This window comes from Capnocytophaga sp. H2931 (assembly GCF_002302535.1).
Lineage (GTDB): Bacteria > Bacteroidota > Bacteroidia > Flavobacteriales > Flavobacteriaceae > Capnocytophaga > Capnocytophaga canis.
Genome location: NZ_CP022381.1, coordinates 1,584,034 through 1,596,764 on the forward strand (window position 1 = coordinate 1,584,034; position 12,731 = coordinate 1,596,764).

11 protein-coding genes are annotated in these 12,731 nt (G+C 35.2%); 4 read left to right on the forward strand and 7 right to left on the reverse strand.

The features are described from left to right. Positions 1-42 precede the first annotated feature (42 nt). Positions 43-1,128 carry a hypothetical protein gene (locus tag CGC52_RS06645; RefSeq protein WP_095893825.1) on the forward strand — a complete coding sequence of 362 codons (1,086 nt, stop codon included), beginning with the start codon at positions 43-45 and terminating at the stop codon, positions 1,126-1,128. Positions 1,129-1,983: 855 nt separating this feature from the next. Next, positions 1,984-2,685 carry a DUF6261 family protein gene (locus tag CGC52_RS06650; RefSeq protein ID WP_095893826.1) on the forward strand — a complete coding sequence of 234 codons (702 nt, stop codon included), beginning with the start codon at positions 1,984-1,986 and terminating at the stop codon, positions 2,683-2,685. 714 nt (positions 2,686-3,399) lie between these two features. Here CGC52_RS06650 and CGC52_RS06660 read toward each other — a convergent pair. The 3 genes from CGC52_RS06660 to rpiB all read right to left on the reverse strand — a co-directional run bounded on the left by CGC52_RS06660 (position 3,400) and on the right by rpiB (position 4,984). After that, positions 3,400-3,726, reverse strand: coding sequence for a nucleotide pyrophosphohydrolase (locus CGC52_RS06660; protein WP_042005791.1), 327 nt, complete (start codon positions 3,724-3,726; stop codon positions 3,400-3,402). A 62-nt stretch (positions 3,727-3,788) separates the two neighbouring features. After that, positions 3,789-4,529: a ThiF family adenylyltransferase gene (locus CGC52_RS06665; RefSeq protein WP_042005788.1), complete on the reverse strand. Its 741-nt coding sequence runs from the start codon at positions 4,527-4,529 to the stop codon at positions 3,789-3,791. Positions 4,530-4,552: 23 nt separating this feature from the next. Further along, the gene (gene rpiB / locus CGC52_RS06670) at positions 4,553-4,984 is read right to left on the reverse strand and encodes a ribose 5-phosphate isomerase B (protein WP_042005786.1); all 432 of its coding nucleotides are present in this window, start codon (positions 4,982-4,984) and stop codon (positions 4,553-4,555) included. A 305-nt stretch (positions 4,985-5,289) separates the two neighbouring features. Here rpiB and CGC52_RS06675 point away from each other — a divergent pair, with 305 nt between their 5' ends. Next, the gene (locus tag CGC52_RS06675; protein ID WP_095893828.1) at positions 5,290-6,090 is read left to right on the forward strand and encodes an RNA methyltransferase; all 801 of its coding nucleotides are present in this window, start codon (positions 5,290-5,292) and stop codon (positions 6,088-6,090) included. A gap of 55 nt (positions 6,091-6,145) precedes the next feature. Here the strand turns inward: CGC52_RS06675 and CGC52_RS06680 are convergent, their stop codons facing one another. The 4 genes from CGC52_RS06680 to CGC52_RS06695 form a co-directional block, all read right to left on the reverse strand. Beyond that, positions 6,146-6,475: a MerR family transcriptional regulator gene (locus CGC52_RS06680; protein ID WP_042343296.1), complete on the reverse strand. Its 330-nt coding sequence runs from the start codon at positions 6,473-6,475 to the stop codon at positions 6,146-6,148. Positions 6,476-6,483: 8 nt separating this feature from the next. Continuing rightward, positions 6,484-7,461 carry a M23 family metallopeptidase gene (locus CGC52_RS06685; protein ID WP_095893830.1) on the reverse strand — a complete coding sequence of 326 codons (978 nt, stop codon included), beginning with the start codon at positions 7,459-7,461 and terminating at the stop codon, positions 6,484-6,486. Between the two features lie 168 nt (positions 7,462-7,629). After that, positions 7,630-9,066, reverse strand: coding sequence for an amino acid permease (locus CGC52_RS06690; RefSeq protein WP_095893832.1), 1,437 nt, complete (start codon positions 9,064-9,066; stop codon positions 7,630-7,632). 122 nt (positions 9,067-9,188) lie between these two features. Next, on the reverse strand, positions 9,189-11,231 hold the full coding sequence (locus tag CGC52_RS06695; RefSeq protein WP_095894483.1) for an HD family phosphohydrolase: 2,043 nt from the start codon (positions 11,229-11,231) through the stop codon (positions 9,189-9,191). A gap of 144 nt (positions 11,232-11,375) precedes the next feature. On the opposite strand from CGC52_RS06695, the gene CGC52_RS06700 reads away from it, so the two are divergent. Beyond that, positions 11,376-12,215: a hypothetical protein gene (locus CGC52_RS06700; RefSeq protein WP_157909114.1), complete on the forward strand. Its 840-nt coding sequence runs from the start codon at positions 11,376-11,378 to the stop codon at positions 12,213-12,215. The last annotated feature ends 516 nt before the right edge of the window (positions 12,216-12,731 follow it).

Genomic DNA, 12,731 nt, shown 5'->3' on the forward strand with positions numbered 1-12,731 from the left:
GGGTGGGGTTTAATATAATTCTATTAAAAAATTACTTACATTATGAAGTCAAATACATTATTTAAATTTTATGAACCAGAAGACCTCATAAATATCAATGGAAAACAATTTAGCCATTTTGGTTGGGAAGGAAAAGGAGCTTTTGCTTTTTTTCTTTATGCAGAATCCTACAAATCTGCTGCCGAATTACTTTACGAAAAAATGAAAACAGGGAATAATGCCGACATCGACACCCTTATTTATCCCTTGTGCTTTAATTATCGTCATTGTATGGAAATGTTATTGAAATACCTATACATAAAATATTCAAAAACAGATGAAAATGGATTAAAGTCTTTTCTAAATGCAAATCATAATTTAAACAAAATATGGAAAGATATAAAACCAATTCTTGAACAAAACATTAATAAAGTAGGCTCAAAAATAGATATTAATGTTATGGAAAACTATGTAATACAAATGCACGATTTCGATGATAAATCTATGACGATGCGTTATCCGATAACTAAAAAATTAGATGCTAATAAAACTGAATTAAGACTTGACTATCATAATTTCCACATTCAAATGCTTTGTTTTTATAATTCAATTCTTCAATTAGATAGTGATATAGACAACCAGATTAATTATCAAGCTTCAAAAGAGGATTTTGATTTGTTTATAGAAAAATACAAATTAGCTAAAAATAACGTTTTAGAATTTATTAAAATAATACAACCATTTGCAGACATAGATAAAGCAAAACTTGAATGTGATAAGTTACCAATAAAATCATCTAATATAAATTGGGAAGAATTACTAGGAGAAAATAGTGAATACACCTTAACGAGAAAATATTTAGATAATTTACCTTCTGACGATAAAATAATAATAGAAGTATTGTATTACGCTGGTAGAGATGTAGCCTCAAAAAGAGTTACACTTTCCAAATCACCAAAAAAGAAAATAGAGGATTTTATTAACTTCTGCATTTTCCAAATGAAAACAATTCATCCTGAATTAAAATTTGGAGAAAAAGTTCCATTTATAAATACCCAAACAAAAAGTTCTAACAATATTATTAAATATATAAGAAATGCTATGAGCATATTAGATTCAGATTTTTCTTATAATAAAGATAATATTTGAGTAAAATTGAAATGTAAGTATCATATTCTTATGATATGATTTTTCATAAATCTTTATATTTTATCATTAACATTGAATCGCTTCCTATCTAGTTAGGTAAAGCTGATTTCATCTGTATTTTTGAGCTCACAGAATCAAACTCCGCCAATTTCAAGAGTGAGCCATCGGCATTGAAGACGAAGCGTTAAGAAAAATAGTCGTGTTTTTGTTAAGAATTTTCCATTGTTCGAAGCGACCGCAAGGAGCAAGTTTGGAAAATTTAGAAAAAACGGCTATTTTTTAGCATAGTCTGTGAAAACTTGGAACAGAGTATGTCCAAATCCAAAGCCTTGAAATGAAATTCACCGACCTTATGGAGGCAATTTTTGGTATGACATACTAAGCTCCAAGTTTTCGCTTACTATGTTTCAAGACAAAAGTATAAATAAAATTATATACTTCCCATTTCATCAGTATTTTTACCTTCGCAGACTCTGCGGAGCCTGTTTCATCAGTGTTTCACTTATCGCAGACTCTGCGAAACTCAGTTCAGTAGTGTTTTGACCTTCACCTAATTCAGTTTTTATTAAAACAGCATTGTTTTACTCATCGCAGACTCTGCGAAGCTCAGTTCAGTAGTGTTTTGACCTTTGCCGATTTTTTAATGGTATCTTTTAACATTGTGTAAAACTTCGATTAAATCTTTGTAAGGTTGTATAGTATTGTCAGGCTGAGCGAAGTCGAAGCCCTTTTCATATTATTTCTCGACTTCGCTCGAAATGACACAGCGACTTAAAAACAATTCTAAAATATTCATAAAATTGGCATTATTATTGCTGTCTTTCAGGCGAATAAAAACTTAAAATTGTGTACGATATGAAAATTTTAAATTCTTCCGTCCGCATCACTGAAATGGCAGATACCGCCAAGCAATTGGTGATGCTCTATAAAAGCGAAACGGCGTTGGCTAACGACCCCATACTAAAACCCGTATTCGCACAGATTGAACCCCTCGCCGAAGCCCTTTCACAAGCCATCAAAAGTGACAAAATCCTTTCGGAGGTGGATAAAGCCGATGATGTGCGTGATGAATTGGTGCGTCAGCTCGAAAAATATCTGAAAAGTTATGCTAACATTCCTGTGGAAAACCTTCGCAAATCGGGCGAAAGGCTCTACGCGGTGTTTTCCAAATATGGCGTAAGAATTACTCGCGAAAGCTATGCGGTGGAGTCGGCACATATTGAATCGCTTCTGAAGGACCTTGCCGAACCTACGCTACAAACCGATATTTCGGCACTCGAAGGCATCGCTTCCACCATCGAAGCCCTTAAAACAGCTCAGGCTGATTTTGACCAAAAGCGTTTAATCCACGACAAAAACCTCGCAACACAGAGCAAACGCCCTAAATCTGCCGACCTTAAAAAGCAACTTTTAAAGCAAATCAACATCGGACTGATTCCGTATTTAACTTCGGCAAGTTTCGTCAATCCCCAAGCATTTACGCACTTTGCCGACACGGTGGCACAAATAATCAATACCATCAACGCTGCCATCAGTGGTAGAAGCAAGAAAGCATAAAAGAATACGCCTCCGCTACTGAATTAGGTAAATCATATCCAAATAAATTACGGATTAACAATAATGGTAAACAAATAGTGAAACAAACCTCGTCAAATTCACTCTTGGAGCGAGGTTTTATTTTGACTTTTTGAAAATATATTCGTTAAAGGATTGTTTCAATCATTTAGAGACCTTTACAAGAACCGTTTACTTTCTATTTTTTTGTATTAAGATGATTTTTTTTAGAAAATGTGTTTCTGAAAATTCAAATTTGTGTTCTTTTTCATCGTTTTTTCTCAATTTTTCTGAAGCAATTTTAACCAAAATCTCCTTTTTTTTACGCCTTTTAATGAAAAAAAAGGTAAAAAAAAGACTGTTTTTTAAGGAAAAACACTCGAAAAATTGACAAAAAAACATCTGTTTTCTGTTTTTGGAAGTGTTGTAAAAAGTATGATACCTTTAATAAAATGGATATTTCTGTCAGGCTGAGCGTAGTCGAAGCCCTGTAATTACGAGGCTTCGACTACGCTCAGCCTGACAATCAAAACTACCATCATACTTTTTATAACACAACCCTGTTTTTAAATATGTGATTTTCTAAAAAATCGTTTCAAAAATTATTTAAAACCAGTTAGGAAAAGGAAATGGAGGGTCTTGCAAAGGACTCAATCTTTGTAAATTAAAAAATCATAAGTTTACCAAACCACTTCCTTTAGACTGTAAGCGAATCAATCACTTGAGTTTCTCATTGCTGTGATGCCTGTCGTGGTCGCGTTTGGTTTTTTTGTCCATTTTTCGATCAAAGGCTTCCTGCAGGTCTATGCCTGTTTGGTTTGCCAAGCAAAGTACCACAAAAACCACGTCAGCAAGTTCTTCGCCTAAGTCTTTCTGTTTGTCACTTTCTTTTTCGGATTGCTCACCATATCTACGAGCAATGATACGAGCTACCTCGCCTACTTCTTCGGTAAGTTGAGCCATGTTGGTCAGTTCATTAAAATAACGAACTCCATGTTCTTTTATCCAATTATCAACTTCTAATTGTGCGTTTTTTATATTCATTTATGTCAAGGAATAGCGTTCAGAAAACAGAAGATTTCTAAACTATTTTACTACATTTTTTATTACAACACCTCTTCCTGTTCGTTTTTTCCTTCAAGCAAATAGTTGATGACGGTAGCAGCGGCATGTAAACCAAATGCAGCAGGCATATAACTAATGGTTCCATAGAACGATTTTTTGAAATTCGTACCATCTGTTTGTTGCATAGTATCTTTGGAAGCTACTTCGGAGGAATAAACTGCTTTAAAACCAGAGTGGATACCTTCTTTTTTGAGTCGTTTTCGAATGTTTCGTGCCAGGGGACAGTCACGTGTTTTTCGGATGTCTGCGACTTTCACTTGGGAAGGATCAAGAGCTCCTCCAGCTCCCATACTGCTAATGAGTTTAATTCTTTTAGCTCGAGCAGAAAGAATTAGGTTTAGCTTTGGGGTAATACTATCGATACAATCTACAACGTAGTCAAAATCGGGGGTAACAACTTCAAAAGCTCTTTCTGGGGACAAAAATTCTGTTAAAACAGTGAGCTCCAACTCAGGGTTGATATCTTTTAATCGAGAAGCCAACACCTCAGCCTTAGATTTACCAACGGTACTTTGTAAGGCAGGTAACTGTCGATTGATATTCGTTACATCAAACACGTCTCCGTCAATAATGGTCATCTTACCTACACCACTTCGAGCGATAAACTCAGCAGCAAATGAACCTACGCCTCCTAAACCTACAACAAGAATGTTTGCCTTTTTCAGTCGTTCAATTCCCTCGGATTTGACCAAAAGTTCTGTGCGTTCTAACCAATTTTTCATACAATATATACGTATGGTGTATGTTACGCACAGCTAATTTTATTCACTCGGTTGGTATGTCTTCCTCCTTCAAACTGAGTTTCTATGAAAGTTTTTACAATTTCAACAGCTTGTTCAATGGCTGTAAATCGGGCTGGAATACTTACCACATTGGCATCATTGTGCTGACGTGCCAACGCTGCGATTTCCTTTGTCCAACACAATGCACATCGGATTCCCTGATGTTTGTTAGCCGTGATGGCTATTCCGTTGCCACTCCCACAGATGACAATACCTAAATCAACTTGCTTGGTAGTCACGGCTTCAGCCACTTTATGTCCAAAATCGGGGTAATCAACACTGTCAAAGGTGTCTGTACCGAAATTGATAACTTCTATACTTCGGCTTTCTAAATAATCTACAATGGCTTTTTTGTAAGCAGGACCTGCATGGTCATTCCCAATGGCTATTTTCATTATATCTGTTTTAAAGCAACAAAAATAGAAAAAACAATAGAAATAGCAAAAATAGTGATTCAACTTTAGAAATGTGAAACAAAATATATTTCATACCTTTGCACCGCTTCCTATCAAATGGAACTCCATCGGAAATTAAAAATACGGAAATCAATGATTTTATCTTCACAAAAAATATATCAATTGATTTACGCATGGTCAAATAATCATAATTTAGAGTTTTTGACATTTGAAATGACCCCTTCCGTTTTCGGACTACTATTTAGTTATAGGACATGAATAAGAAATAAACAGCATAGCATCTTATGAAAGAGATAACAAGCACTCAAAATAGCTTAATTAAACAATTACTTTTGCTTCAAGAGAAATCTCGAAACAGAAAAAAAGAAGGTATTTTCGTTATTGAAGGGACTCGTGAAATAACATTGGCCATCAAGGGTGGGTATACTTTACAAAGGATTCTTTTTCAACAAGATATTTTTTCGGAAGCCCAACTGAAGTCACTACTTCTGGAAACCAAATCCTCCCCTGAGTGCATTTGCATATCCAAAGAAGTCTACGAGAAACTTACCTATCGTTCATCAACAGAAGGTGTGATTGCTGTAGCCATTGCTAAATCACATTCATTGAGCGACTTACACCTCAAAAAAACAAAACCTCTAATCTTAGTTGCTGAAGCTCCTGAAAAACCTGGGAACATCGGCGCTCTGTTACGTACGGCAGACGCAGCGGGAGTTGATGCGGTGTTGATTGCAAACCCGAAAACGGATCTATATAATCCGAACATCATCCGTTCAAGTGTGGGGTGCGTTTTTACAACAACCATCGCGATGGGAACAACTACTGAAATCATAGATTTTTTGAGAGATCAAGGAATTAATATTTTTTGTGCAGCTCTCTCAGCATCAAAACCTTACACAGAAGTTTCTTTTAATCAAGGAGTTGCTATTGTTGTCGGCACAGAAGACGAAGGACTTACAGAAGAGTGGCTATCCAATTCCAACCAAAACATAATCATCCCGATGCAAGGAGTTATCGACTCAATGAACGTTTCAGTAGCCGCCGCCATATTAGTTTTTGAAGCTAAGAGACAACGAAGTATGTAAGTTTTGCTTCCAAAAAGCACTCTAATTATAGTAGCCGTTGATAAGCACATCCATGCTACAATTCCTCTTTAATTCGAATTAAACTGCGTTTAATATGCTCCAATTTCTCAATGATTTCGTAATTAGATAAAACCTGCTCGTGCCCTTCTTTCAGTTTTTGACGAGCACCTTCAAGGGTAAATCCTTTTTCTTTAACCAGATGATATATCAACTGTAGTTTTTTCACATCATCGGCAGAAAACTTTCGGCTTCCTTTGAGATTCTTTTTTGGACTAATTATTCCAAATTCTTTTTCCCAAAAACGTAGTAGTGAAGTGTTTACATTAAAGGCTTTTGCAACTTCACCTATGGTGTAATACAACTTTTCAGGTAAATTTATTTCCATAAAGATACTTAGTCCATAGATTGGTTCTCATGAGTTGAAACTCTCAACATTTCGGCATATTCATCAGGTGACAAATTACCGTAGTAGAAATGTATCGGGTTGATATGCTCTCCATCTTTAATGATTTCATAATGCAGGTGAGGAGCCTGTGAGCGTCCCGTATTACCGACTGTGCCAATTAGTTCTCCTCGTTTAACGCGTTGTCCTGCCTTAACTTTGTAGTCATTCAAATGGGCGTAAAGACTTATGTAGCCATAGCCATGATCAATACGAATATGCTTTCCATACCCCGAGGAAGCGTCATCGGCTCGTGTGATAACCCCATCGCCTGAGGCGTAAATAGGTGTGCCTGTGGGTGCTGTGAAATCTATTCCGTTATGAAATTTTTTCGCTTTCGTAAAAGGATCATTTCGCCACCCAAAGCCAGAAGCTATTCGTGTTAAATCTTTATTATCAACTGGTTGTATCGCAGGAATGGATGCTAAGAATTTCTCTTTCTCTTTAGAAAGCCCTGCAATTTCATCTAAGGATTTTGACTGAACTACTAATTGCTTTTGTAAAATTTCTAAACGTTTGGTGGTAGCAATAAGCAACTTAGAGTTGTCGAAATTTTCAAGGTGTTCATAGCGATTTATTCCTCCAAAACCACTCTTTCGTTGCTCTTCAGGAATAGGAGCTACATCAAAATACAAACGGTACATATTGTTGTCTCTCTCCTGAATATTGGCTAACACCTCTTCCATTTGTTCCATTTTTTTATTTAGGATTTGGTATTGGGTTTCATATTGCTTTACTTCTCGTTGCAACGAAAGTTCTCGAGGAGTATAAAAAAAACGCATATTTATCATCAGAAACATCGTAATCCCTCCAAAGAGAGCCGAAGCTACCAAGAAAAGGGTAATATTTCTAATCTTTGTTCGCTTTTTACTTGCAATACGCTTGTAAGAAAGCGTTTCTGGGTCGTAATAATATTTTACTTTTTTCATAGGATATTTTTATTCTCACACTGAGTTTGTAAAATAATTTGAATTACTAACAGATGATTCGTGTGAAAACCATTGCCGATAAGGGCAAAGATAAGAAAAAATACATATAGCTTTCTCTAATTTTGGAAAAAGTTATAAGATGTTTTTTAAACAAATAAGCAAATTAGATCATTTAGCAATGATTGATGTTGAACCTGACGACCTCTTGATTACAAAATAGCTAAGTCCTAAAACTCCAATCCAAACTGGAATCAATAGCACAGAAAGCAACATCCCCGTTAGGGTCATCACGCCTAAAATAGCTATCAAAAAAGCAATAGACACATAGTTAGAAAAAGGATATAAAATTGATGGGAATTTAACTTTTACTTGTTCTTGGTTTTTTACTTTTCGGAATTTTATATGGGTAAATGAAATCATCACCCAATTGATAATCAAGCATGAAACTACCAACGACATCAAAATATTAAATGCCTGTTCAGGTACAAATTTATTGATGATAACGCACAACGCTACGAAGCAACTCGATACTATGATAGCTCGGATCGGAACAGCGTTTTTACTCAGATGCTTCAAAAATTTTGGTGCATTGCCCTGCTCAGAAAGCCCGTAAAGCATACGACTGTTACTATAAACTGAAGAATTATAAACGGAAAGAGCAGCTGTTAAAATTATAATATTCAACGTATTAGCAATCAAATGAGTAACCGAATGTTCTTTCCCAAAAAGAGAGAAATTCAATCCTTTCAAATTATCAAAAACCGTCACAAAGGGACTTGTGTTCGTGGTAATAGTTTCCCACGGAGCTAATGAGAAAAGGATTATCAACGCTCCAATGTAAAAAAATAATATCCTGTAAATCACCTGATTGGTAGCTTTGGGAATGTTCTTCTCTGGATTTTCGGCTTCAGCTGCAGTAATTCCGATGAGTTCCAACCCACCGAAGGAGAACATAATGATTGCCATCACAGCTAAAAGTCCTTGGTAGCCACTGTCAGTTTTTTCAAACCATCCTTTCGGAAAAAAAACACCGTTATTTACCAAATTTTCAACCGTAGCTTCTGCTCCACCTGTACCTGATAAAAGCAAGTAGGTTCCAAATAGAATCATGGCAATGATCGCGATTACTTTCACAATAGCAAACCAAAATTCGGCCTCCCCAAATAATTTTACCGAACCTAAATTGAGTGCCGTTATGGCTAAGAAGAAAAATCCGCTTGATGCCCATAACGGGATTTCGGGCCACCAATAGCGGACGTAAACACCAATGGCAGTGAGTTCAGCCATGGAAACCAAAATGTACAACACCCAGTAATTCCATCCTGAGATATAACCTGCAAAATTTCCCCAGTATTTATAGGCAAAATAGGAGAACGATCCTGAAACTGGTTCTTCAACTACCATCTCCCCCAACTGTCGCATAATGAAAAAGGCTATAATGCCTGCCAAGGCATAGCCCAAAATAACGGAAGGCCCAGCCAGAACAGCGGCTGAACCAATACCTAAAAAAAGTCCTGTGCCAATAGCTCCTCCCAAAGCAATAAGCTGTATGTGTCTGTTGGACAGTCCCCTGCGTAGCTCTTGATTTTTATTTGTATCTTCCATAGTCATTTTTCAAGCAAGCAAAAATAGAAGAAAGATTCTTATTCGCAAAATAAAATGTTCTTACCTGAAAAAAATACAAATAACGTTTTTGTTTACTAAATTTCCTAAGAGATACAATCTTTCTACTCTGGGTAAGCGATTCGAACGTGATAAATGTTCGTTAATTTATTTTTAAAGACTTGCTTTACCTTTTCGATTTCTCTAAGTGTAATATCTGCGTTAGCAAACTGATTTTCATCCAATTGCTTTTTAATGATTTTATCTACAAACTCGTCTATCATTTGGTAAGTTGGATTTTTGAGACTTTTTGTAGCAGCCTCAACAGAATCTGCCATCATTAAAATAGCGGTTTCCTTTGAAAAAGGAGCGGGACCCGGATATCTAAAATCTGCTTCTTGACAATCTGGATTCAGCTCTTGTTCCTTTTTATAAAAATAGTACGTGAGTGTTGTTCCGTGGTGCGAACGTATGAAATCAATCACTCGCTTTGGTAGTTTATTTTTTCGGGCTAATTCCACACCATCAGTTACGTGATTAATAATAATTTTTGCACTTTGCAAAGGAGATAACTTATCATGTGGATTAATGCTTGTTTTTTGATTTTCAATAAAATAAATTGGATTTAGCATCTTTCCTATGTCATGATATAATGCTCCTACACGAACCAATAGAGTGTTACCTCCAATCTTGGCTGCGGCGGCTTCAGCTAAATTGGCTACTTGCATCGAATGTTGAAAAGTTCCCGGTGCTTTGTCGGAAAGTTCTCGTAACAATTTGGAATTGGTGTCGCTCAACTCTAAGAGTGAAACATCGGACACTAATCCAAATACTTTTTCATAAATGTAGGTCAATGGTTGGGAAAAAAGAATTCCTATCCCATTGAGAATAAAGAGTGTAAGCAAAGAAATGTCTATATTCTGATAACTTCCTTCTGTGATAAAATGAAAAGCAATATAAGTTATCAAATAGGTTCCCGTTATGAGAGCTGCCGACACAAAACTATTCAATCGGTAATGTAGTCCTTTTGGGGTAATAATAATTGTTAATGCTGCAATAATCTGAATTACAATAAATTGGAAACTATTTGGAGCAACAAAGCCCAATAGTAAAACAGTAACTATAAAAACAAAAATAACCGTTCTCAAATCAAAAAATGACTTGAGAATCAGCACAATAATCCCTACAGGTACCAAATAAATGTAGTCTGGAAACCGATGAGCGATGAAACTTACCAACAAAATTATTGACAACACACTAAACAGAATTACTGAAATTTTAGTGTTGTTCTTGAATATTTTGCGTTCATAAATTCGCAAATACAATCCCATTAGAAATAGTACCATCCCAACCAAAACATAATAGCCAAGTAACGACCAATAGTAGTTGCTTTGATTCCAGTTTTCTGACTGATATTCAGCTTGTAACGAATTAAGAGCATTCAGTTTTTCACCCTCAATCATTTCTCCTTTGGCGATAATAAGTTGACCTTGTTTTATCCATCCACGTGTATAAACAATTTCTTTAAGGTTTTCCTCCAAGGCTTTTTGTGTGAAATTCTGATCAATTTTAATATCGGGTTGCAGAACTTCGAAAAATAAATCATAATACGTATCTGTAAAATTAGCGTATTCATTCTCTTCAAAAAAATTACGGATTTTGGCATTTAATTCATCCAAAAAGAATACTTGTTCAATCGGCAACTCACAAACTTCATTATTGTGCTGAATCATTGTTAGGTTGCTTCCTTTGACATATTCTGAAGAAATCATTACTCCATTTTGATATGCAAATTTCAAAAAATCCGCACCTTTGCTGAATAACTTCTCTTTTTTCTCTTGTGAAATATTCCGGAAGTACTGATTTTTTCTGTCATCAAATTTTACTTGTGAAATTTGGAAAACAGTGGTGTCCTTTTTATAGTAAACCGCAGATTTCTCTTCTATTGCACGTTTTTCAGCTGTGATTTGTTCGTCCGATTTCTTCAAAGAGAAATCAAATGGAGCGTAGAGCGTTTCATGTTGCCATGGCTTACCTTTCTGGAATTCATATTTAAATTTAGCTTTTTTTGGAAACACTTGGACAATTAAAATTAAGGCCACCAAAAAGAGGAAAGTTTTAAATATAGTTGATTTCCGCAAGGATAATGCAAAACGAAACTGTTTCATAATGTAATGAAAAATAGAATTGTAATAGGCAAATATACGAAAAAAATGATAGATTTGCGAACTGTAAAAAAAAATAATCACCTCCAACTTTGGCATACCTATTGATATAACGATTTAAGAAAGAATTACTTAATACGTTGTGATATGAAAAAAATATTCATCATACCTATTTTAATGTTACTAACTCTGTCAAGTTGCTCTGTAGACGACAAATACGACAATAGACTACATTTGCATGAGTTTTTACATTCATTTGATTTGTGGCATATTGATATTAATCAAACAATGGGTAATGCTCGTATTCCGATGCTTAGCCGTGCCTTTACAATGACATTTCATTACAACACAGAAGTGACTGCAAATAACAATTTGGTAGGATTAGGCACTATAGGGAACGGCTATGGTCTTAGGATTGGTCGTTACAATACTTCGGGTGATCATCTGACCATTTCGCACGACAGAGATGGTGTTTTCCACTTCAAAGTAGTACAAATATCTTCCAATGAAATTGATCTGATTGATTTGGATTCCGATGCAGTATATCGATTGATCGGCTACCGAAAAGCTAAATTTGACTACAATCAATTATTTTTCGATAATATCGCATATTTTCTGCAAGAGTATGAATTTTGGCAAAAATCACATACTAGTGTGCAGGGATTAGAAAATCCGTTTGATCAAGAAAACTTTTTATTCTTTTTTAATAATAAAGGAGCATATGCCTTTGAAACTAAACATTCGCTTTACAACAGTAACTTAATCGGATTTGGAACATACCGCATTGAAAGTACTAACTTTAAAGATGTTAAGCGATTGATTTTGCTGTACGGTCGCGATACAGAGGTTTTTGAACTAGGAGTAATTAATGACCAAACCATTGAGTTGTATCACCTAAAATCAAGAACTACATACGAATTTGTGGGAATGAGAAATATTGTTTTCCTAAAAGATAAAGATTCTCCTCAAAGAGAGAAAGTACAGTAAAAATTCTTCTCAGCAATGAGAAAACTAAACTCACTTATTTTCGGATTTTATTTGAAAGAAATCACTCATCACGACACTCCTACATCGGAGCAAATTCTCTTTGAAATAAAAAAATATCACTTAGCATAAAGGTTTTCATTTAAAAGAAAATGACTTGAAAAGAATCCCAATAAAACCGCTATAATTTATTTATGTTTTTTGAAAACATCAATTCTTTTTGAAGAAGAATTTTATAGAACTGAGAAGTGTTCGCTGAAAAATGTCTTGCATAAGCCGAAAAACTATTTTTGGGATTGTAAGCATTATTAAAGAAGAGAAAAACGGGGTCACAAGACGTTGAAAGACACTGAAAAACGTTGGACATTATGTATGCGTATAACCTATTCTAGGCTTAGTTTTGGAAGTTTATAACCTCTTTCAAAACAAGCAAATTACGTCCTTTTGAAAATAGTTTTTTAGACAAACATGCCTGTATTTCACACGTAAAAATAAAGAAGCACTTACATTTTTGTAAGT